This window comes from Neisseria polysaccharea (assembly GCF_963392925.1).
GTDB classification, from domain to species: Bacteria; Pseudomonadota; Gammaproteobacteria; order Burkholderiales; family Neisseriaceae; genus Neisseria; species Neisseria polysaccharea.
Map to the genome: position 1 here is coordinate 114,692 of NZ_CAUJNZ010000004.1, position 20,217 is coordinate 134,908.

General features: G+C 52.2%; 21 protein-coding genes and 1 pseudogene. 12 read left to right on the forward strand and 10 right to left on the reverse strand.

Annotated elements, in window-relative coordinates; translation table 11 throughout:
- Positions 1-628: 628 nt before the first annotated feature.
- The 3 genes from lpxC to RDY34_RS03900 form a co-directional block, all read right to left on the reverse strand.
- Positions 629-1,552 carry a UDP-3-O-acyl-N-acetylglucosamine deacetylase gene (gene lpxC / locus RDY34_RS03890; protein ID WP_308073376.1) on the reverse strand — a complete coding sequence of 308 codons (924 nt, stop codon included), beginning with the start codon at positions 1,550-1,552 and terminating at the stop codon, positions 629-631.
- Between the two features lie 163 nt (positions 1,553-1,715).
- Entirely contained in the window at positions 1,716-2,045 is a 330-nt protein-coding gene (locus RDY34_RS03895) for an FKBP-type peptidyl-prolyl cis-trans isomerase (protein ID WP_308073378.1), read from the reverse strand.
- A 77-nt stretch (positions 2,046-2,122) separates the two neighbouring features.
- The gene (locus RDY34_RS03900) at positions 2,123-2,329 is read right to left on the reverse strand and encodes a DUF2061 domain-containing protein (RefSeq protein WP_308073399.1); all 207 of its coding nucleotides are present in this window, start codon (positions 2,327-2,329) and stop codon (positions 2,123-2,125) included.
- Between RDY34_RS03900 and RDY34_RS03905 the strand changes: the two genes are divergently transcribed.
- On the forward strand, positions 2,314-2,646 hold the full coding sequence (locus RDY34_RS03905; RefSeq protein ID WP_308073380.1) for a DNA/RNA non-specific endonuclease: 333 nt from the start codon (positions 2,314-2,316) through the stop codon (positions 2,644-2,646). The genes RDY34_RS03900 and RDY34_RS03905 overlap by 16 nt on opposite strands.
- Before the next feature lie 2 nt (positions 2,647-2,648).
- Positions 2,649-3,077, forward strand: a complete 429-nt coding sequence (locus tag RDY34_RS03910; protein WP_304670710.1) for a hypothetical protein — start codon at positions 2,649-2,651, stop codon at positions 3,075-3,077.
- A gap of 77 nt (positions 3,078-3,154) precedes the next feature.
- Here the strand turns inward: RDY34_RS03910 and RDY34_RS03915 are convergent, their stop codons facing one another.
- Positions 3,155-3,316: a hypothetical protein gene (locus RDY34_RS03915; protein ID WP_304666830.1), complete on the reverse strand. Its 162-nt coding sequence runs from the start codon at positions 3,314-3,316 to the stop codon at positions 3,155-3,157.
- Between the two features lie 118 nt (positions 3,317-3,434).
- On the opposite strand from RDY34_RS03915, the gene RDY34_RS03920 reads away from it, so the two are divergent.
- Positions 3,435-4,388 carry a D-2-hydroxyacid dehydrogenase gene (locus tag RDY34_RS03920; protein WP_308074457.1) on the forward strand — a complete coding sequence of 318 codons (954 nt, stop codon included), beginning with the start codon at positions 3,435-3,437 and terminating at the stop codon, positions 4,386-4,388.
- 74 nt (positions 4,389-4,462) lie between these two features.
- Here the strand turns inward: RDY34_RS03920 and metG are convergent, their stop codons facing one another.
- Both metG and glmS read right to left on the reverse strand, forming a co-directional pair.
- On the reverse strand, positions 4,463-6,520 hold the full coding sequence (gene metG / locus RDY34_RS03925; RefSeq protein WP_308184468.1) for a methionine--tRNA ligase: 2,058 nt from the start codon (positions 6,518-6,520) through the stop codon (positions 4,463-4,465).
- Positions 6,521-6,625: 105 nt separating this feature from the next.
- Positions 6,626-8,464 (reverse strand): glutamine--fructose-6-phosphate transaminase (isomerizing), encoded by a 1,839-nt coding sequence (glmS, locus tag RDY34_RS03930; protein ID WP_308074459.1) that lies wholly within the window; start codon positions 8,462-8,464, stop codon positions 6,626-6,628.
- Positions 8,465-8,895: 431 nt separating this feature from the next.
- Here glmS and RDY34_RS03935 point away from each other — a divergent pair, with 431 nt between their 5' ends.
- Complete coding sequence (locus tag RDY34_RS03935) at positions 8,896-9,414, forward strand: hypothetical protein (RefSeq protein ID WP_308074460.1); 519 nt, start codon at positions 8,896-8,898, stop codon at positions 9,412-9,414.
- A 277-nt stretch (positions 9,415-9,691) separates the two neighbouring features.
- Here the strand turns inward: RDY34_RS03935 and mltA are convergent, their stop codons facing one another.
- Positions 9,692-11,017 carry a murein transglycosylase A gene (mltA, locus tag RDY34_RS03940; protein ID WP_308074461.1) on the reverse strand — a complete coding sequence of 442 codons (1,326 nt, stop codon included), beginning with the start codon at positions 11,015-11,017 and terminating at the stop codon, positions 9,692-9,694.
- 207 nt (positions 11,018-11,224) lie between these two features.
- Here mltA and efeU point away from each other — a divergent pair, with 207 nt between their 5' ends.
- From efeU to efeB, 3 genes are all read left to right on the forward strand, one after another.
- Positions 11,225-12,064, forward strand: coding sequence for an iron uptake transporter permease EfeU (efeU, locus tag RDY34_RS03945; protein ID WP_308074462.1), 840 nt, complete (start codon positions 11,225-11,227; stop codon positions 12,062-12,064).
- Entirely contained in the window at positions 12,061-13,227 is a 1,167-nt protein-coding gene (efeO, locus tag RDY34_RS03950) for an iron uptake system protein EfeO (RefSeq protein ID WP_308074463.1), read from the forward strand. Before efeU ends, efeO begins: the two co-directional genes overlap by 4 nt.
- A gap of 142 nt (positions 13,228-13,369) precedes the next feature.
- Positions 13,370-14,635, forward strand: coding sequence for an iron uptake transporter deferrochelatase/peroxidase subunit (gene efeB / locus RDY34_RS03955; protein WP_101148238.1), 1,266 nt, complete (start codon positions 13,370-13,372; stop codon positions 14,633-14,635).
- 198 nt (positions 14,636-14,833) lie between these two features.
- On the opposite strand, the gene RDY34_RS03965 is transcribed toward efeB, so the two are convergent.
- Positions 14,834-15,139: a zinc ribbon domain-containing protein YjdM gene (locus RDY34_RS03965; protein ID WP_308073391.1), complete on the reverse strand. Its 306-nt coding sequence runs from the start codon at positions 15,137-15,139 to the stop codon at positions 14,834-14,836.
- A gap of 20 nt (positions 15,140-15,159) precedes the next feature.
- On the opposite strand from RDY34_RS03965, the pseudogene RDY34_RS10695 reads away from it, so the two are divergent.
- Both RDY34_RS10695 and RDY34_RS03970 read left to right on the forward strand, forming a co-directional pair.
- Positions 15,160-15,288, forward strand: a pseudogene (locus tag RDY34_RS10695) (EndoU domain-containing protein); the annotation flags it as partial.
- Between the two features lie 30 nt (positions 15,289-15,318).
- Entirely contained in the window at positions 15,319-15,738 is a 420-nt protein-coding gene (locus RDY34_RS03970) for a hypothetical protein (protein WP_002232153.1), read from the forward strand.
- A gap of 81 nt (positions 15,739-15,819) precedes the next feature.
- Here the strand turns inward: RDY34_RS03970 and glmU are convergent, their stop codons facing one another.
- Both glmU and RDY34_RS03980 read right to left on the reverse strand, forming a co-directional pair.
- The gene (gene glmU / locus RDY34_RS03975; RefSeq protein ID WP_308074470.1) at positions 15,820-17,190 is read right to left on the reverse strand and encodes a bifunctional UDP-N-acetylglucosamine diphosphorylase/glucosamine-1-phosphate N-acetyltransferase GlmU; all 1,371 of its coding nucleotides are present in this window, start codon (positions 17,188-17,190) and stop codon (positions 15,820-15,822) included.
- 54 nt (positions 17,191-17,244) lie between these two features.
- Positions 17,245-17,517, reverse strand: a complete 273-nt coding sequence (locus tag RDY34_RS03980; protein ID WP_115437563.1) for a spore cortex protein — start codon at positions 17,515-17,517, stop codon at positions 17,245-17,247.
- 198 nt (positions 17,518-17,715) lie between these two features.
- On the opposite strand from RDY34_RS03980, the gene RDY34_RS03985 reads away from it, so the two are divergent.
- From RDY34_RS03985 to RDY34_RS03995, 3 genes are all read left to right on the forward strand, one after another.
- Complete coding sequence (locus RDY34_RS03985; RefSeq protein ID WP_003753652.1) at positions 17,716-18,717, forward strand: thiamine ABC transporter substrate-binding protein; 1,002 nt, start codon at positions 17,716-17,718, stop codon at positions 18,715-18,717.
- A 94-nt stretch (positions 18,718-18,811) separates the two neighbouring features.
- Positions 18,812-19,660, forward strand: coding sequence for a mechanosensitive ion channel family protein (locus RDY34_RS03990; RefSeq protein ID WP_003753654.1), 849 nt, complete (start codon positions 18,812-18,814; stop codon positions 19,658-19,660).
- Between the two features lie 24 nt (positions 19,661-19,684).
- Entirely contained in the window at positions 19,685-20,170 is a 486-nt protein-coding gene (locus RDY34_RS03995) for a CinA family protein (RefSeq protein WP_003753656.1), read from the forward strand.
- The last annotated feature ends 47 nt before the right edge of the window (positions 20,171-20,217 follow it).

The window sequence follows — 20,217 nt, forward strand, 5'->3', positions numbered from 1 at the left end:
CCTGATTTACACTTGTTTAACAATCCTTAACTTTTTAATTTTTTGAAAAGATGCCTTTACGCTTTACTGTGGCGTTCCCCTGAAGGGTTATAAATAAAATATAAAATTTAAATAATAAAACGATGATTATATTGATATGAAAAATTTTCTGTGGGTAACTTTTTTTTTATTTTAAAAATCATTGGGATTTCCGTTTTAAAAGGGTGTCGGTAAGGCGGATTCCCTTTTGTGCATGCCTGTGGATTGTTTTTCGTGAAGGATTGGTTTTGTGGATAGTTTGCTTGTTGTGCAGATGGCATCCTACTTTTCTTTACCGAATGGCTGCCGGCGCCTTTAAGAACGGGAATACTGTGGAGATTTGAGAGGGAAATGTGTTTGGAACTTGTGGGAATAGTAAGTTGACGGCACGAATGTCTTTTTTTCTGCATATTGGCAGAGTGTGCATCCGGATTTGTGTATAAGTGGTGGAGAAAATGAGGTTTGTGGGTAAATCTCATAATATTTCAATCATATAGCTTTTAGTTAATTGTGTATAAGTAAAGTTTCGGATGGGGGGTACATATATAAAAATGCCGTCTGAAGCGGGTATTTTATCGATTCAGACGGCATTTGTTTGGAAAATGGAGCGTTATCCACAATTTCTGATGTTCAGCTCGTGAAATGCGTCGGGCAAATCATCGCTGTCGGAAAATTCCACCCATTCGTAAGCCGTTTCGTCTGCTAAAACCGCGCGCAAGAGTGCGTTGTTGATGGCGTGTCCCGATTTGTAGCCTTCAAACGCGCCGACAATCGGGTGTCCGACGATATACAAATCTCCGATGGCATCAAGGATTTTATGGCGCACAAACTCATCGGGATAGCGCAAGCCTTCAGGATTCAGAACATCCGTGTCGTCAATCACGATGGCGTTGTTCAGATTGCCGCCCAATCCCAGATTGTGGGCGCGCATCATTTCCACTTCGTGCATAAAGCCGAAGGTGCGCGCGCGTGCGATTTCATCGATGTAGGATTTACCTGCAAAATCGATTTCAAAAGTGGGAGAGCTGCGGTTGAAAACCGGATGGTCGAATTCGATGGTCAGCGTTACCTTAAAGCCGTCGTACGGCGTAAATCGTACCCATTTGCCCGCTTCTTTGATTTCGACAGGCTTGAGGATTTTCAAAAAACGCTTTTGCGCCTTTTGATCGACTACGCCCGCATCTTGCAAAAGGTAAATAAACGGCAGGCTGGAGCCGTCCATAATCGGGATTTCGGGCGCGTTCAGCTCAATCAGCGCATTGTCGATACCGTAGGCGGACAGCGCGGACATAATGTGTTCGATTGTGCCGACGCGCACGCCTTTGTCGGTAACGATGGTGGATGAAAGGCGGGTATCGTTGATCAAATAAGGGGTCAGTTTGATTTGCCCGCCCATTTCCCCTTCCAAATCCGTGCGGCGGAATGAAATCCCGCTGTTTTCAGGTGCGGGATGCAGGGTCAGTGCGACCCGTTCGCCGGAATGCAGGCCGACTCCGGTAACGCTGATGGATTTCGCCAAAGTTCTTTGCAGCATAAACCGCTTCCTTATCAATGGGGTAAGTTGTGGAATGATACGATAAAACCGGAAAAACAGGCTATGTTTTTCCATAGTATTTGCCAATACGGATGTTTTATTTAAAACAAAATGCCGTCTGAAACGCTTTGTTTGTGTTTCAGACGGCATGGGTCAGGCAGCTTTATTCGTACACTTTCAACAGCTCGACTTCAAATATCAAAGTGGCGTGCGGGGGAATCACACCGCCGGCACCGTGTGCGCCGTAACCCATTTCCGAAGGGATGGTCAGCTTGCGTTTGCCGCCTTCCTTCATGCCGCCGAAGCCTTCGTCCCAACCTTTGATAACTTGTCCGACGCCGAGCGTGATGGTCAGCGGTTGGCGACGGTCGAGGCTGGAGTCAAATTTGGTTCCGTTTTCCAGCCAGCCGGTGTAGTGGACGGTGATTTCTTTACCCTTTACCGCCTCTTTGCCGAAGCCTTCCTGCAAATCTTTAATAATCAGGCTGCCCATATCTGTCCTTTCGTTGCTTGTTGGTCAAAACGGCAAGGGTAACATACCGTCCGGCGAAGTCAAATGCCGCTCAAACGTCAGCTGCACCGGTGCAGCTGAAACGGCTGTATTTGTTGGACTGTTTTATTTTTTTCGTAAAGGTTCCATGCTTTTTCATGGAAATAGAAAACGACGGTGTTGATTAGGGGCTCGACCAGCGCGACCGCCCCCGATACGCCTATACTGCCCGTCAGTACATAGGTTACACTGAAGGCGGTGCTGAAATGCAGTGCGGCAAAAGTCAGGGTTTTCCGACAGGCTTCATCATAACCCTAATACTCCGGGAAAACTCAGTGGTGATCATGCTGGTCATTTGGCGGGAGATAGATTTGGCGGGTCTCCAAAGTTGGATAATCTGGTATCCCAGCTTAGCGGAGTTAATTTAAGCAATTATAAAATTCTAGAAAATGAATGGGCAAATGCATTAATGGAAAAGAAACGCGTAACGGTAAATGTCGATATACAATACAAGGGAAATAGTTTAAGGCCAGATCATTTTGTTATTCAATATGAAATTGATGGCATTAAAAAAGTTGAAAAGATTTACAACACAGGAAAGTAAAAATGAAATTTGAAGATAAGATATCAGAAATACAAAAACGTATGCTTAGCTTGGCACTTGAATTTTCAGGAGAGGGGGTTACCGCTGTCTATATATATGGTGCAAGGGAAAGAAACGTATTGTCTTTTGATGCTTTTTTTAAAGTGGATAATAAAATTATGAGAAAGGAGTCTTTTAATACAAAAGAGATTCAATGGCAGTTTCTTAATCTTGGAATGGAAGATTATTCGGAACTATGCTCTGTCTTTGCCGAGAATCATCAGGAAATTCCAACTCAGTTGAAACTCATATATGACAATGTAAATCAGAAAGCATCCGCTAATTATTCATATGAAAAAATTTTCTCGCATAGAGATGATTTAACACCGGGTAATATTTTTGAACAATGGTTTAAAGAAGAAAAGCAAAAAACAGAAAAACCGTATGGCTAATCATGATTCCATAATGCAGATTAAAGGCAGCCCGAAACCCCATTCAGGCTGTCGTTTGCATTTGGGCACGCTGGCTTTCAGCCTGCTGCTCGGTTTCGGTTCGGCTCTGATTGTGCCCGCAGCCGCAGCACGCAGGTGCAGGATGGCAGCAGCGCCGAAGCCGTCGGCAGCTCGCTGTAGGTTATACTGAAGGCGGTGCTGAAATGCAGTGCGGCAAAAGTCAGGGTTTTAAGCATCATCATCTCTCGGATTGGACATTGACGGAGGGATGATAAAGATTATCATAAGGCTGTGCGGTTTAAATTTGCTATTTGCTGTTAGTGTAAATAAATCATTTTCTAAATAGGGATAAAAATTATGAATCAGAAGAAAGTAGTCGTATTGGATGCGGATACTTTACCCGGTCGGACTTTTCACTTCGATTTCCCACACGAGCTTGCGGTTTACGGTACGACAGATGCTGCGGAAACGGCAGGACGGGTGCGCGACGCGCATATTATCATCACCAATAAAGTGATGATTTCAGCGGATATCATTGCACACGCTCCGCAACTTGAATTGATTGCCGTCAGTGCGACCGGTGTGAACAATGTCGATATTGAGGCGGCGAAGGCGGCGGGCGTTGCGGTATGCAATGTCCGCGCCTACGGAAACGAATCGGTTGCGGAACACGCCTTTATGCTGATGATTGCGTTGATGCGGAATTTGCCTGCCTATCAGCGTGATGTCGCGGCAGGATTATGGGAAAAGTCGCCGTTTTTCTACCATTACGGCGCGCCTATTCGGGATTTGAACGGTAAAACGCTGGCGGTTTTCGGACGCGGCAATATCGGACGGACGCTGGCCGGATACGCACAGGCGTTCGGTATGAGAGTGGTGTTTGCCGAACACAAACACGCGCCCGCTGTGCGTGAAGGCTATGTTTCCTTTGAAGATGCGGTACGGGCTGCTGATGTGTTGTCGCTGCACTGTCCGCTAAACGCCCAAACTGAAAATATGATAGGCGAAAACGAATTACAGCAGATGAAGCCCGGCGCGGTTTTGATCAATTGCGGGCGCGGCGGGCTGGTGGATGAAAACGCGCTGGTTGCCGCACTCAAATACGGGCAGATTGGCGGGGCAGGTGTCGATGTTTTGACGGAGGAACCGCCGAGGGGTGGTAATCCCCTGTTGAAGGCCCGCCTTCCTAATCTGATTGTTACGCCGCATACCGCGTGGGCAAGTCGTGAAGCGCTGGACAGGCTGTTCGATATATTGTTGGCGAACATTAACGCCTTTGTGAAAGGCGAGGCGCAAAATCGGGTGGTTTGATTTTATTGGGATTGCGAAAAAAATGCCGTCTGAACGCCCAAAGGGTTCAGACGGCATTTTTTTGATATTTCTACTTAACCGACTTTGTCGCCCGGTTGCGCGCCTGTATCCACATCTAAGAGCTTCAGTTTCCCGTCTGCCGTGGCGGCACTCAAAATCATGCCTTCGGATACGCCGAATTTTGCCATTTTGCGCGGGGCGAAGTTGGCGACGGCGATGACCATACGGCCGTTCAATTCGGCAGGATTTGGGTAAGACGCGGCGATGCCGGAGAAGATGATGCGTTTTTCAAAACCGAAATCGAGGTCGAATTTCAAAAGTTTGGTGCTGCCTTCGACGGCTTCGCAGTTCAATACTTTGGCGACGCGCATGTCGATTTTCATGAAGTCGTCGAAGCTGGCCTGTTCGGCGACTTTTTCGTATTTGCTCTCTTCGGCGGCAGGCGCAGCTGCGGCGGCGATGCTTTGTTTGTTGGCTTCGATCAAATCATCCACTTGTTTTTGCTCCACTCGTTGCATTAAATGTTCGTATTTGTTGATGGCGTGTTCGCCCAAGGTTTTGCGTGTATTTACCCAAGTGATGGCTTCCAAATTCAGGAATTTGGCGGCGTTTTCGGCCACTTTCGGCAATACGGGGGCGAGGTAGGCGGTCAGCATGGTGAAGGCGTTGATGAACTCGCTGCATACTTCGTGCAGGCGTGCGTCTTGGCCTTCTTGTTTGGCGAGTTCCCAAGGTTTGTTGGCATCAACGTATTCGTTGACAATGTCTGCCAAGGCCATGATGTCGCGCAGGGCGCGGGCGTATTCGCGGTTTTCGTATTGCTCGGCAATGGCTTCGCTTTGTGCGGTCAGTTTTGCCAGCAATGCGCTGTCGGCAACGTCTTTCAGACGACCTTCAAAGCGTTTGGCAATGAAACCTGAGGCGCGGGCGGCGATGTTGACGTATTTGCCGACAAGGTCGCTGTTTACGCGCGAAATAAAGTCTTGCAGGTTCAAATCGATGTCTTCGATTTTGCTGTTGAGCTTGGCAGCGATGTAGTAGCGCATCCACTCGGGGTTTAGGCCTTGTTCCAGATAGGATTTGGCGGTGATGAAGGTGCCACGCGATTTGGACATTTTTTGTCCGTCCACGGTCAAAAAGCCGTGTGCGTACACGCCGGTCGGGGCGCGGTGGCCGGAGAAATGCAGCATGGCGGGCCAGAACAGGGCGTGGAAATAGAGGATGTCTTTGCCGATGAAGTGGTACATCTCGGTTTGGCTATTGGCTTTGAAGTATTCGTCAAAATCGATGCCGATGCGGTCGCACAGGTTTTTAAACGACGCCATGTAGCCGACGGGCGCGTCCAGCCAGACGTAGAAGTATTTGCCCGGCGCGTCGGGGATTTCGAAACCGAAATACGGCGCATCGCGGGAAATGTCCCAGTCGGACAGGGTGGTTTCTTCGCCTTCGCCCAGCCATTCTTTCATTTTGTTGAGGGCTTCTGGTTGCAGATGGGGTTTGCCGTCGTGTGGATTGTTACCGGAAGTCCATTCTTTTAAATAATCGGCACACTCGCCCAGCTTAAAGAAGAAGTGTTCGGATTCGCGCAATTCGGGTTTGGCACCGGAAACGGCGGAATACGGGTTGATCAGCTCGGTCGGGGAATAGGTCGTGCCGCAGACTTCGCAGTTGTCGCCGTATTGGTCTTGGGCGTGGCATTTGGGGCATTCGCCTTTGACGAAGCGGTCGGGCAGGAACATTTGTTTTTCGGGGTCGAAAAGCTGCTCGATGACGCGGCTTTCGATTTTGCCGTTGGCTTTCAGCGCGCGGTAAATGTCTTGGGAAAACTGTTTGTTTTCAGGGGAATGGGTGCTGTAATAATTGTCGTAGCCGATGCTGAAACCGGTAAAGTCGGCGAGGTGTTCTTCGCGCACTTTGGCAATCATGTCTTCGGGCGCGATGCCTTGTTTTTGCGCGGCAAGCATTACGGGCGTGCCGTGAGTGTCGTCGGCGCAGCAGTAGTAGCATTCGTGGCCGCGCAGTTTTTGGAAGCGCACCCAAACGTCGGTTTGGATGTGTTCGACCATGTGTCCGAGGTGGATGCTGCCGTTGGCATAGGGCAGGGCGGAGGTAACGAGGATTTTGCGTGTCATGGTTTATGCTTTTGGGGATAGATAGTAAAGGGGAATTATACCGTAAATGCCGTCTGAAGCCTGAAAAATCAGGCTTCAGACGGCATGTTCGCAAACTATCCGGACTTATTCGACCGTAACGGATTTCGCCAGGTTGCGCGGCTTGTCCACATCCGTGCCGCGCGCGAGGGCGACATGGTAGGAAAGGAGCTGCACGGGGATAGTATGCACGACGGGGGATAATTCTCCGACATGGCGCGGCGCGCGGATAACGTGCACGCCTTCGGTGGCATTAAAATTGCTGTCGAGGTCGGCAAAGACGAAAAGTTCGCCGCCGCGTGCGCCGACTTCCTGCATATTGGCTTTGACTTTGTCCAACAGGCTGTCGTTGGGCGCGATGACGACGACGGGCATGTTTTCGTCCACCAAGGCAAGCGGCCCGTGTTTCAGTTCGCCGGCAGGATAGGCTTCGGCGTGGATGTAGGTGATTTCCTTCAGCTTCAACGCGCCTTCGAGGGCAATCGGGTAATGGATGCCGCGCCCCAAAAACAGCGCGCTGGTTTTCTTGGCAAACTGTTGCGCCCAAGCGGCAATTTGAGGTTCGAGGTTCAAAGCGTGCTGCACGCTGCCGGGAAGCTGGCGGAGTTCTTCGGTGTAACGCGCCTCGTCTTTTTCAGAAACCAAACTGCGTACCTTCGCCAGCGTTACCGCCAAACCGAACAGCGCGACCAGTTGCGTGGTAAATGCTTTGGTCGAGGCGACGCCGATTTCCGCACCGGCACGGGTATAAAGCACGAGGCTGCTTTCGCGCGGCAGGGCGGATTCTATCACGTTACAGATGGAGAGGCTGTGGCGGTGTCCCAAGGATTTGGCGTATTTCAAAGCCTCCATCGTGTCCAGCGTTTCGCCGGATTGGGAAATGGTAATGACCAGTTGGTCGGGATCGGCAATCACGCTGCGGTATCGGTATTCGCTGGCAATTTCGACATCGGCCGGGATTTTGGCGATGGATTCCAACCAATATTTGGCGGTCAGCGCGGCGTAATAGGAAGTGCCGCAGGCAAGGATTTTGACGCTGCGGATGCTTTCAAACACGCTTTTGGCGTTTTTGCCGAAGTTTTCGGGGATGAAACCGCCGTCGAGGAAAACTTCCGCCGTGTCCGCAATCGCGCGCGGCTGCTCGTGGATTTCTTTTTGCATAAAGTGGCTGTACGGGCCTAGCTCCAAAGAGGCGAGCGAGAGTTCGGATACCTTGACTTTGCGTTCGGCAGGCAGGCCGTTTTTATCGGTCAGCCTTTTGATGCCGTCTGAAGCCAGCAGCGCGATGTCGCCGTCTTCGAGGTACGCCACGCGGCGCGTAAAGGCGATGACGGCGGATACGTCCGAAGCGATAAAGGTTTCATCGTCGCCCAAAGCGACCAAAAGCGGGCAGCCCATACGCGCCACAACTAATTCATCAGGCTTGTCTTGGGCAATAACCGCGATGGCGTATGCGCCGTGGAAACGTTTGACCGCTTCCTGTACCGCTTCAAACAGCCTGCCGCCGTTTTGCGCGTATTCGTGATTGATGCCGTGTGCGATGACCTCGGTATCTGTTTGAGATTCAAAACGGTATCCCAAACCTTCCAAGCGTTTGCGTTCGCTTTCAAAGTTTTCGATGATGCCGTTGTGGACGACCGCAATCATACCGCCGCTGATGTGCGGGTGGGCGTTCGGCTCGGTAACGCCGCCGTGTGTCGCCCAGCGCGTATGCCCGATGCCGATGCTGCCGCTGATGCCTTTTTCGCGTGCCGCGTCCTCCATAAGCTGCACGCGTCCGACGCGGCGCACGCGTTTGATTTTGCCGTCGGTGTTGACGGCAATACCTGATGAATCATAACCCCGGTATTCGAGGCGTTTGAGGCCGTCGGTCAGAAAATCGACGACGTTGTGATGGGCGCGGATGGCGCCGACGATACCGCACATAACTGTTCCTTAGTATCCGGTTGAAAAAAAACAGATGCGGACGGCTCCCGTGCCGCACCTTCCGCTTCGGATTATAAACCGCCTAGTGTCGGAAAACAGCAAAATGCCGTCTGAAGGCTTGGGCTTGCTCAAAAAAGGAGGGATTTCCCCGCCTGACCGGGATGGGCGTTCAGACGGCATTGCCTGCCGCCGGTTTATATAGTGGATTAACAAAAACCAGTACGGCGTTGCCTCGCCTTAGCTCAAAGAGAACGATTCTCTAAGGTGCTGAAGCACCAAGTGAATCGGTTCCGTACTATCTGTACTGTCTGCGGCTTCGTCGCCTTGTTCTGATTTTTGTTAATCCACTATAGTTTTTGCAAATCAATATTGACAAGCTGAAAAAAAAAAACAATATACTCGCTTGGTCTTAATGTTAAAGGAGTATGGAAATGAAACAAATGCTTTTGGCCGTCGGCGTGGCGGCGGTGTTGGCGGGCTGCGGCAAGGATGCCGGTAGTTACGAGGGTTATTGGCGCGAAAAATCGGACAAAAAAGAGGGTATGATTGTCGTCAAAAAAGAAAAAGGCAATTACTTCCTTAATAAAATCAACGTGGTTACAGGTAAGGAAGAATCTATGCTTTTGTCTGAAAAAGACGGCGAGCTTTCGATAAACACGGGGATAGGGGAAATCCCGATCAAACTTTCCGACGACGGGAAAGAGCTGTATGTCGAACGCAGGCAGTATGTCAAAACCGATGCGGCGATGAAGGACAAAATCATCGCCCACCAGAAAAAGTGCGGACAAACAGTACAGGCATACCTCGACGCGCAAAAGGCGTTGCCGTCAAACCAAACGGATCAGCAGCATCAGGCGGCGATCGAGCAGTTGAAACGGCGGTTTGAAGCCGAGTTTGACGAATTGGAAAAAGAAATCAAATGCAACGGCAAACCGACATTGTTGTTTTAGCGTAGGACAACAGGGAGGATGCCGCCGTCCGAATCGGATGTGTGGTTTCCGTACCGGTACGGGCGGGCAGGAATGTCCGCTTTTTTTGTTCGGACGCGTTTGAATACCCGTCCGATTCCGATCGTTTGCAAGGGGGGTATTTCCGTTCGGGCGGAAATCCATTCCGTCAAATAAAAAAAGCATTTTGTCCAGCCGGCTTGTGCCGGAGGTATCGCAAAACTTCGCCTTAATGCGCCCGATTGGTCGGTATGGGCTTCAGACGGCATTGTTTGCCGGTTTACGGCCGGTATTCAGGCTTCATACCGTTGGGCAGAAGCTGCCAGACGTAACCTAGTTCTTTCATTTTACCTGCCGTTTCCCCCGCTTCGTCTCCGTAACCCCAGAAATAATCCACGCGTACCGCGCCTTTAATCGCGCTGCCGGTATCCTGCGCCATAATCAGGCGGTTGAGGGCTTTGCGGGTAACCGGATGGGCGGTGGCGACAAATAAGGGCGCGCCCAAGGTAATATAGTGCCGGTCTACTGCGCCGGCATATTCCCCCATCAACGGCGTGCCCAGTGCGCCGACGGGGCCGTCATTGCTGCTTCCGGCAAGCTCGCGGAAAAAGACATAGCTGGGGTTTTGCCCCAAAACTTCGGCGAGGCGTTGCGGGTTTTGCTGCATATAAGATTTAATGCCCTGCATGGAGGTTTGCCCGAGTTTGAGGTAACCCTTATCCGCCATGTATTTTCCGATGGAAACATAGGGATGCTCGTTTTTGTCGGCATAGCCGATGCGGATGTATTTGCCAGACGGAGTTTTCAGACGGCCTGAGCCTTGTATGTGCATGAAAAAAAGTTCGACGGGGTCTTCGGCATAGCCGAGGATGGGGGCTTTGCCGTCAAGCGCGCCGCCGTTGATTTGGTTGCGCGTGTGGTAAGGGAGGAAGCGGCTTCCTTCAAACCTGCCTTTGATTGCTGTTGTGCGCGCGGTGATAGGGAATTGGGAGAGGTCGGCGGTATGCGTGCCGCCGGTATTGTCGATTGTGCCGCTGTTTTTTCCCGTCCGCCTGATGCGGACAAGGGCTTTCCCGCCCCGCAAACCGGCAGGCAGTGGGACGGAGATAAAATCGTCGGGAATGCCGTAAATCGGGAAGCGGGCCTGTTCCGTCCGCCTGTCGTCGCCCTTCAGCACCGGTTCGTAATAGCCGGTAACCGTACCGGCAAGGCTTCCGTTGCCTGCAACCTGCCACGGCGTGAAATAGCGTTCAAAAAACTGTTTTGCCTGAAAGGAATGGACGGGGGTTTGAAAGGCTTGGGCGCACACATCCTGCCAGCCTTGGCGGTTTTTCAAATTTGAGCAGCCAAGCCGGAAAGACTGTAGGCTCTGGGTAAAGTTTTGCGCGCTCCAGTGCGGCAGGCTGTCGTGAGGAACCGCCGTGTAAACCGCCCCTCCGCCTGAAACCGTAGTGCCGACAGGAAAAGGGGTACCCGCAGGGCGGTCGGGGCCTTGAATAACGGATGTATCGGGAATCGGGAGGGGTTGGATGCTTTTGCTTTGACAGGCGGCAAGAATGGCGGCAACCATGCTGAATAGTGCCGTTTGAAACAGGTGTTTTTTCATAATGGGCAATGACGTTGAGATACTTGAGTCGGATTTTCAAGCAACTGATTTTTTAAAGGTTTGAAAAAGGAGATTTTAACACAGCCCTGAAGTTTTCCGGCGGTGGGGTAGTTTGAAAAAAATATGGCAAAATAGTTTGTATTCTTATTTACAAGTCATATAAATGTCCTGATAATATACCGTCCATTTACTTATAAACTGATACTTATGCTGGTTGCTTTTTTAATTATGTTGCGCGAGGGTATCGAAGCTGCACTGATTGTCGGTATCGTTGCGGGTTTTTTGAAACAGTCCGGACATTCCAAACTGATGCCTAAGGTCTGGTTCGGGGTTGTCCTTGCTTCTTTGATGTGTCTGGGGCTGGGATACGGCATCCATTCGGCAACGGGCGAGATTCCCCAGAAGCAGCAGGAGTTCGTCGTCGGTATTATCGGTTTGGTTGCCGTCGCGATGCTGACTTATATGATTTTATGGATGAAAAAGGCGGCGCGTTCGATGAAGCAGCAGCTTCAGGACTCCGTGCAGGCGGCCTTGAACCGTGGCAGCGGTCAAGGATGGGCCTTGGTCGGTATGGCGTTTCTTGCCGTGGCGCGCGAAGGTCTGGAGAGCGTTTTTTTCCTACTTGCTGTATTCAAACAGAGCCCGACGTGGCAGATGCCGGCTGGTGCGGTAGCGGGGGTTTTGGCTGCCGCCGTGATTGGCGCGTTGATTTATCAGGGTGGGATGCGCCTGAATCTGGCGAAGTTTTTCCGTTGGACGGGGGCGTTTCTGATTATCGTTGCCGCCGGTCTGCTTGCCGGCTCGCTGCGCGCGCTGCATGAAGCAGGTATTTGGAACGCGCTTCAGGACATTGTGTTCGACTCATCAAAATATTTGCACGAAGACAGTCCGTTGGGCGTGCTGCTCGGAGGATTTTTCGGCTATACCGACCATCCGACGCAGGGCGAGGCCTTGGTTTGGCTGCTGTACCTTATTCCCGTCATGACTTGGTTTTTACGCGGCAGTAGGCCGTCTGAAACTTTAACCCGTAAAGAGGAGCTGAAATGAGAAAACTCAATTTGACCGCATTGTCTGTGATGCTTGCCTTAGGTTTGACTGCTTGCCAGCCGCCGGAAGCGGAGAAAGCTGCGTCGGCAGCGTCCGGTGAGACCCAATCCGCTAACGAAGGCGGTTCGGTTAGTATCGCCGTCAACGACAATGCCTGTGAACCGATGAATCTGACCGTACCGAGCGGACAGGTTGTGTTCAACATTAAAAACGACAGCGGCCGCAAGCTCGAATGGGAAATCCTGAAAGGCGTGATGGTGGTGGACGAGCGCGAAAACATCGCCCCCGGACTTTCCGACAAAATGACCGTAACCCTGTTGCCGGGCGAATACGAAATGACTTGCGGCCTTTTGACCAATCCGCGCGGCAAGCTGGTGGTAACCGACAGCGGCTTTAAAGACACCGCCAATGAAGCGGATTTGGAAAAACTGTCCCAACCGCTCGCCGACTATAAAGCCTACGTTCAAGGCGAGGTTAAAGAGCTGGTGGCGAAAACCAAAACCTTTACCGAAGCCGTCAAAGCAGGCGACATTGAAAAGGCGAAATCCCTGTTTGCCGCCACCCGCGTCCACTACGAACGCATCGAACCGATTGCCGAGCTTTTCAGCGAACTCGACCCCGTCATCGATGCGCGTGAAGACGACTTCAAAGACGGTGCGAAAGATGCCGGGTTTACCGGCTTCCACCGTATCGAACACGCCCTTTGGGTAGAAAAAGACGTATCCGGCGTGAAGGAAATTGCAGCGAAACTGATGGCTGATGTCGAAGCCCTGCAAAAAGAAATCGACGCATTGGCGTTTCCTCCGGGCAAGGTGGTCGGCGGTGCATCTGAACTGATTGAAGAAGTAGCGGGCAGTAAAATCAGCGGCGAAGAAGACCGGTACAGCCACACCGATTTGAGCGACTTCCAAGCCAATGTGGACGGTTCGAAAAAAATCGTCGATTTGTTCCGTCCGCTGATTGAGGCCAAAAACAAAGCCTTGTTGGAAAAAACCGATACCAACTTCAAACAGGTCAACGAAATTCTGGCGAAATACCGGACCAAAGACGGTTTCGAAACCTACGATAAGCTGAGCGAAGCCGACCGCAAAGCGTTACAGGCCCCTATTAACGCGCTTGCCGAAGACCTTGCCCAACTTCGTGGCATACTCGGTTTGAAATAAGCCTTAAGCGTTCAGACGGCATTTGGCGACAGATGCCGTCTGAAATTTTATCTGCAAAACCGGAAAGGTATTGAAAAAGGCGGAGGTTTCCGTTCCCCGCGTTCCGCTGTATCGGATACAGAGTTTAAACAAAGGATAAAACATGAGTACGAACAACCCGACACAACCGACCAGGCGCACTCTCTTTAAAACTGCGATCGCAGCCGGAGCAGTCGGCGCAATCGGAGGTTATCTCGGCGGCAAAAAACAGGGTGAAACCGCCGAACGCACCGCCGAAAGTCAACACTCGCCCCAAGCTTATCCCTGCTACGGCGAACATCAGGCAGGCATCGTTACGCCACAGCAGGCGTTTTCCATTATGTGCGCCTTCGACGTTACCGCGCAAAGTGCCAAGCAGCTGGAAAACCTGTTCCGCACACTGACCGCCCGCATCGAGTTTCTCACCCAGGGCGGCGAATACCAAGACGGCGACGACAAACTTCCGCCAGCCGGTAGCGGCATTTTGGGCAAAGCCTTCAACCCCGACGGGTTGACCGTTACCGTGGGGGTGGGCAGCAGCTTGTTTGACGGCCGATTCGGACTCAAAGACAAAAAACCGGTTCATTTGCAGGAAATGCGCGACTTCTCCAACGATAAGCTGCAAAAAAGCTGGTGCGACGGCGATTTGAGCCTGCAAATCTGCGCCTTCACCCCCGAAACCTGCCAAGCCGCCCTGCGCGACATCATCAAACACACCGCCCAAACCGCCGTTATCCGCTGGAGTATCGACGGGTGGCAGCCCAAATCCGAACCCGGAGCGATGGCGGCGCGCAACCTGTTGGGCTTCCGAGACGGCACGGGCAACCCCAAAGTTTCCGACCCCAAAACCGCCGATGAGGTTTTGTGGACGGGTGTAGCCGCCAACAGCCTCGACGAACCGGAGTGGGCGAAAAACGGCAGCTATCAGGCAGTCCGCCTTATCCGCCACTTTGTCGAGTTTTGGGACAGGACGCCGCTTCAAGAGCAAACCGACATTTTCGGGCGGCGCAAATACAGCGGCGCGCCGATGGACGGCAAAAAAGAAGCCGACCAACCGGATTTTGCCAAAGACCCCGAGGGGAATACCACGCCCAAAGACAGCCATATACGCCTGGCGAATCCGCGCGATCCCGAATTTCTCAAAAAACACCGCCTCTTCCGCCGCGCCTACAGCTATTCGCGCGGACTCGCCTCAAGCGGACAGCTTGATGTCGGGCTGGTGTTCGTCTGCTATCAGGCAAACCTTGCCGACGGATTCATCTTCGTGCAAAACCTCCTCAACGGCGAACCGCTGGAAGAATACATCAGCCCCTTCGGCGGCGGCTATTTCTTCGTCTTGCCCGGCGTGGAAAAAGGCGGCTTCTTGGGGCAAGGGCTGCTGGGCGTATAAACCTGCCTGACGGACAAATGCCGTCTGAATCCGATAAGGGGTTCAGACGGCATTTTACTGTTTGGGCGGTCAGGCTTTTTTGACGAATTCGGATTTTATAGTGGATTAAATTTAAATCAGGACAAGGCGACGAAGCCGCAGACAGTACAAATAGTACGGCAAGGCGAGGCAACGCCGTACTGGTTTAAATTTAATCCACTATAAATTCATCACGCTGCCGTCGATTTTACAGCCGATGTTGTGATCGCCTTCCTGCAGGCGGATGCCTTTGACTTTCGTACCTTGTTTGATCACCATCGAGCTGCCTTTTACCTTGAGGTCTTTGATGAGGATGACGGTGTCGCCGTTTTGCAGCGCCGCGCCGTTGGCATCGAGCACTTGAGCCGCAAGGTCGGCGGCGGATTCGGTTTCATTCCATTCGTGGGCGCATTCGGGGCAGATGTATTGTCCGCCGTCTTCGTAGGTGTATTCGGAGGCGCATTGCGGGCAAGGGGGTAATGACATAGTTTGCCGTCCTTATCGGAGAAGTTACTTCGGCTTGGGAAAGTAGAATAATGCTTAAGGATAATAAATGGCAGGGTACAAGTAAATCGGGTATTAAAATAGAAGGATTTACCGAACCTAATAGAACAGCATATCCCATTTATGAATAGTAATATTTATGAAAAATTAGGAGATTAATGATGAAAAGAATTAAGTGCTTTTGTGATAAATTTCCATCAGGAGATACATTTAGAATGTGTATCATTCTGGATGACTATGATAATAGGGTTGATTATTATGTAGGAATATATGATTACATTACGTCTACCTTAATGAGCGATATTTACTATCGATCCACGATTGATGAGCATTTCAAGATTATAGAATTAATAGAAAATAATCCAAATGAAATTTATGATGATGGCGGTGGTCAACAATTTTGCCTAGAATTTCATCATGATAAGGTCATTTTTTACCACAATGAATTTGATGAAGAAGATGGTTATCCAGTATTAAGCTGTTCGCTGCATACTTTTAAAACTGCTTTAATTGCTTGGAATGCTTTTTTGCAATTGCCTAAAAGTATTCATTCGGTGGTGGAGACTGTGATTGAGGAATAAGCATAATTAGCTTAATGAATAGAATCTGTTTGTTTTTGGGATGCCGTCTGAAACCTGAAACCGGCTTCAGACGGCATAGCTTTATCGCTTGTCTTTTTCCGGCCTCACCCAGCCTTCGATGACGTTTTGGCGGGCGCGGGCGAGGGCGAGTTTGTTGTCTTCGACATTGCGGGTAATCGCGCTGCCTGCGCCTGTAGTTACTTTGTTGCCCAGTGTGACAGGGGCAACCAGTACGCAGTTTGAACCGATGCGCACTTCGTCGCCGATGACGGTTTTGTGTTTGTGTACGCCGTCGTAGTTGGCAATAATCGTACCCGCGCCGAAGTTGGTTTTGCTGCCGACTTCGGCGTCGCCGATGTAGGTGAGGTGGTTGGCTTTGGTGCCTTTGCCGATGGCGGCGTTTTTGATTTCGACGAAGTTGCCGACGTGTACGTCGTCTGCAAGGTGGGCTTGCGGACGCAAACGGGCGTACGGGCCGATTCGGTTGTTTTCGCCGACTTCGCAGCCTTCGAGGTGGGAGAAGGGGGCGATTTTGCTGTTTGCGCCGATTTTGGCGTTTTTGATGACGCAGTTTGCGCCGATTTCGACGTTGTCGCCGATTTCGACTTCGCCCTCAAAAATACAGTTCACATCAATTACGACATCTTGTCCGTGTTTCAGACGGCCGCGTAAATCGAAACGTGCCGGATCGCGCAGGGTTACGCCTGCTTTGAGCAATTCTTGCGCCTGTTCGGTTTGGAAGATGCGTTCGAGTTCGGCGAGCTGGAGTTTGTTGTTCACGCCTGCAGCGAGATGGGAAGCGCGCACTTGGACGGGATGGACTTTGATGCCGTCTGCAACGGCTTTGGCGATGAGGTCGGTTAAATAATATTCGCCTTGGGCGTTGTTGCTGGAAAGGCTGTTCAACCAAGCTTCGAGTTTGGCGTTGGGCAGGACGAGGATGCCTGTGTTGATTTCGCGGATGGCTTTTTGGGCGGTGTCGGCGTCTTTTTCTTCGACAATGGCGGTTACACTGCCGTTGCTGTCGCGGATGATGCGGCCCAAGCCTGTCGGGTCGGCGGGCACGTCGGTCAACAGCCCGACTTCGTTGCCTGCGGCTTCGAGCAGGGTTTTGAGGGTTTCAACGTCAATCAGGGGAACGTCGCCGTACAACACCAGCGTGCGGCCTTCGGCGGAAAGGTGGGGTAGGGCGGTTTTGACGGCGTGGCCGGTGCCGAGCTGTTCGGTTTGTTCGACCCAGACGACGTCGCGTTTGACGGTGTCTAAAACTTGCTCTTTGCCGTGTCCGATGACGACGCAGATGTTTTGCGGATTCAGCGCGGCGGCGGTGTCGATAACGCGCTCGACCATGGGCTTGCCGCCGATGCAGTGCAGCACTTTGGGCATTTTGGAATACATGCGCGTGCCTTTGCCGGCGGCGAGGATGACGATGTTTAAAGTGTTTTGCGGCATGACGGTTTCCTGTGCTATGCCGTCTGAAGCGGCTTCAGACGGCATAGGGTAGGTTTATCGGTTTTGAAACTTTGGTTTTTGCCAGTGTTGGCGGGACTCTTCGTCGGCGTTGTTGCCGGTTTGGTCGGGCAGTACGGCATGGCGTTCGGGGCGGTATTGGTTGTAGTTCATATTTTTCGAGTAGCTGCCGTCTTGGTAATAAACGGGCGTGCCGGCGGGATATTTTTGACGGACGGTGGTTTTGCCGCTGCCGTCTTGATAAGTTTCCCACGCGCAGCCCGACAAAAGGGCGGCGGCAGTCATCATGATAAGGAAGGTTTTACGCATAGCATTCTTTCGTATTTTCGGGGTTTGTGCGGGTATTGTAATGATTTTGGCGGCGTTCTGACAAAGTTTCTGCATACCGCGCCGGCATTGTGCGGCGTGTTGTTGATGTTAAATAGTTGCAAGGTCGGATTTTCTTGCGTTTCAAACCGTGAAAATTTGTTATGATGTTATTTTACAGCGAATAAAGGAGGACTCGGAATGAAACGGAAGATTTGGCTGCTGCCGCTGCTGGCGGTTTCGGCATACCTGCAGGCGCAGACGGAAGTCAGGCTGGCGGTGCATAAGTCGTTCAGCCTGCCCAAAGGGCTGATTGCGCGTTTCGAGCGGGCAAACGATGTGAAGGTGTCGATTATTCAGGTGGGCGGCGCGAACGAAATGCTCAACAAGCTGATTTTGAGCCGCGCCAACCCGATCGCCGACGCGGTGTACGGCTTGGACAACGCCAATATCGGCAAGACGCGGGAAATGGGTATTTTGGCGGCGGCGCAACCCGGGTCCGCCCCCGTCGCGGTCGGGCTGCCTTCGGCTTTGGCGGTCGATTACGGCTATGTGGCCATTAATTACGACAAAAAATGGTTTGAGGGCAAAAAGCTGCCCCTGCCGCAAACCCTGCAGGATTTGACCCGCCCCGAATATAAAAACCTATTGGTCGTGCCGTCTCCCGCCACGTCTTCCCCCGGGCTGGGCTTCCTGATGGCGAACATCAGCGGGATGGGCGAAGAAGGCGCGTTCAAATGGTGGGCACAGATGCGGCAGAACGGCGTGAAGGTCGCCAAAGGCTGGAGCGAGGCGTATTACACCGACTTTTCGCACAACGGCGGCGCGTATCCGCTGGTGGTCGGCTATGCCGCCAGCCCGGCGGCGGAAGTGTATTTTTCTAAAGGCAAATACAGCGAGCCGCCGACGGGCAACCTGTTTTTGAAAGGCGGCGTATTCCGCCAGGTCGAAGGCGCGGCGGTCTTGAAGGGCGCGAAACAGCCGAAGCTGGCGGCAAAACTGGTGCAATGGCTGCAAAGTCGGGAAGTGCAGCAGGCGGTTCCGTCCGAAATGTGGGTTTACCCCGCCGTCAAAAACACGCGCCTGCCCGACGTGTTCCGCTTCGCCCAAGCCCCGACGCACACCACCGCCCCCGCGCAGCGCGATATTGATGCGAACCAGCGCGGATGGGTTTCCCGTTGGATCAGGACGGTTTTGAAATAAAACAAACATACCGCCCCGCAGGGCTTCAGACGGCATTTTTACACCTGTGCCGATTACGCCGCACGGGGCGGATGTTCGATCGAGAGGAAAAACAATGGACTTCAAACAATTTGATTTTTTACACCTGATAAGTGCTTCCGGTTGGGAGCATCTGGCTGAAAAGGCGTGGGCGTTCGGGCTGAACCTCGCCGCCGCGCTGCTTATTTTCCTGATCGGGAAATGGGCGGCGAAACGCATTGTCGCCGTGATGAGGGCGGCGATGACGCGCGCCAAGGTCGATGCCACGCTGATCAGCTTCCTTGGCAATGTCGCCAATATCGGCTTATTGATTTTGGTGATTATTGCCGCATTGGGCAGATTGGGCGTTTCCACAACATCCGTAACCGCCTTAATCGGCGGCGCGGGTTTGGCGGTGGCGTTGTCCCTGAAAGACCAGCTGTCCAATTTTGCCGCCGGCGCGCTGATTATCCTGTTCCGCCCGTTCAAAGTCGGCGACTTTATCCGCGTCGGCGGTTTTGAAGGACATGTCCGGGAAATCAAGATGGTGCAGACTTCTTTGCGGACGACCGACAACGAAGAAGTCGTGCTGCCCAACAGCGTGGTGATGGGCAATAGCATCGTCAACCGTTCCACCCTGCCGCTTTGCCGCGCCCAAGTGGTTGTCGGCGTCGATTACGACTGCGATTTGAAAGTGGCGAAAGAGGCGGTGTTGAAAGCCGCCACCGAACACCCCTTGTGCGTTCAAAACGAAGAGCGGCAGGCCGCCGCCTACATCACCGCCTTGGGCGACAATGCCATCGAAATCACATTATGGGCTTGGGCAAACGAAGCAGACCGCTGGACGCTGCAATGCGACTTGAACGAACAAGTGGTCGAAAACCTCCGCAAAGTCAATATCAACATCCCGTTCCCGCAACGCGACATACACATCATCAATTCTTAAACGCCGTCTGAAAGGAGGGGGGAAATGGACGCGTTGCACACCATCGCCCGAAACCTGACCATGAAGCGCGAAACCGTAAGCTGTGCCGAATCCTGCACGGGCGGGCTGCTTGCCGCCGCATTTACCAGTGTGGCAGGCAGTTCGCAATGGTTTGAACAAAGTTTTGTAACATACAGCAACAAAGCCAAAGAAGACCGCTTGGGCGTGTTGCCCGAAACCCTGCTCGAACACGGCGCGGTCAGCCGCCAAACCGTCTATGAGATGGCGCGCGGCGCGAAAGCCGTGGCGCAGGCGGATTACGCCGTCGGTATTTCCGGTATTGCCGGACCGGGCGGCGGCAGCGAAAGCAAACCTGTCGGCACGGTTTGGTTCGGGTTTGCCTTTCCGGGCGGAAGTTGCGAAGCAATGCGCCGTTTTGACGGCAACCGCGAATCCGTCCGCGCGCAGGCGGTCGCCTTTGCGTTGGAAAGGTTGGCGGGGCTGGTTGAAAACGGCGGCGATGCCGTCTGAACAAATTCCCATCGCATAAAAAATGCCGTCTGAAACATTGCAGGTTT

What these genes read in the sequence shown, in the direction of transcription:
- RDY34_RS03965 (WP_308073391.1), bottom strand. Translation starts at nt 15,139, where the DNA reads ATGTCATTACCCCCTTGCCCGCAATGCGCCTCCGAATACACCTACGAA.
- efeU (WP_308074462.1), top strand. Translation starts at nt 11,225, where the DNA reads ATGCTGGTTGCTTTTTTAATTATGTTGCGCGAGGGTATCGAAGCTGCA.
- RDY34_RS03990 (WP_003753654.1), top strand. Translation starts at nt 18,812, where the DNA reads ATGGACTTCAAACAATTTGATTTTTTACACCTGATAAGTGCTTCCGGT.
- RDY34_RS03935 (WP_308074460.1), top strand. Translation starts at nt 8,896, where the DNA reads ATGAAACAAATGCTTTTGGCCGTCGGCGTGGCGGCGGTGTTGGCGGGC.
- RDY34_RS03915 (WP_304666830.1), bottom strand. Translation starts at nt 3,316, where the DNA reads ATGATGCTTAAAACCCTGACTTTTGCCGCACTGCATTTCAGCACCGCC.
- RDY34_RS03995 (WP_003753656.1), top strand. Translation starts at nt 19,685, where the DNA reads ATGGACGCGTTGCACACCATCGCCCGAAACCTGACCATGAAGCGCGAA.
- RDY34_RS03920 (WP_308074457.1), top strand. Translation starts at nt 3,435, where the DNA reads ATGAATCAGAAGAAAGTAGTCGTATTGGATGCGGATACTTTACCCGGT.
- efeO (WP_308074463.1), top strand. Translation starts at nt 12,061, where the DNA reads ATGAGAAAACTCAATTTGACCGCATTGTCTGTGATGCTTGCCTTAGGT.
- mltA (WP_308074461.1), bottom strand. Translation starts at nt 11,017, where the DNA reads ATGAAAAAACACCTGTTTCAAACGGCACTATTCAGCATGGTTGCCGCC.
- efeB (WP_101148238.1), top strand. Translation starts at nt 13,370, where the DNA reads ATGAGTACGAACAACCCGACACAACCGACCAGGCGCACTCTCTTTAAA.
- RDY34_RS03895 (WP_308073378.1), bottom strand. Translation starts at nt 2,045, where the DNA reads ATGGGCAGCCTGATTATTAAAGATTTGCAGGAAGGCTTCGGCAAAGAG.
- glmU (WP_308074470.1), bottom strand. Translation starts at nt 17,190, where the DNA reads ATGCCGCAAAACACTTTAAACATCGTCATCCTCGCCGCCGGCAAAGGC.
- metG (WP_308184468.1), bottom strand. Translation starts at nt 6,520, where the DNA reads ATGACACGCAAAATCCTCGTTACCTCCGCCCTGCCCTATGCCAACGGC.
- RDY34_RS03980 (WP_115437563.1), bottom strand. Translation starts at nt 17,517, where the DNA reads ATGCGTAAAACCTTCCTTATCATGATGACTGCCGCCGCCCTTTTGTCG.
- lpxC (WP_308073376.1), bottom strand. Translation starts at nt 1,552, where the DNA reads ATGCTGCAAAGAACTTTGGCGAAATCCATCAGCGTTACCGGAGTCGGC.
- glmS (WP_308074459.1), bottom strand. Translation starts at nt 8,464, where the DNA reads ATGTGCGGTATCGTCGGCGCCATCCGCGCCCATCACAACGTCGTCGAT.
- RDY34_RS03910 (WP_304670710.1), top strand. Translation starts at nt 2,649, where the DNA reads ATGAAATTTGAAGATAAGATATCAGAAATACAAAAACGTATGCTTAGC.
- RDY34_RS03970 (WP_002232153.1), top strand. Translation starts at nt 15,319, where the DNA reads ATGAAAAGAATTAAGTGCTTTTGTGATAAATTTCCATCAGGAGATACA.
- RDY34_RS03985 (WP_003753652.1), top strand. Translation starts at nt 17,716, where the DNA reads ATGAAACGGAAGATTTGGCTGCTGCCGCTGCTGGCGGTTTCGGCATAC.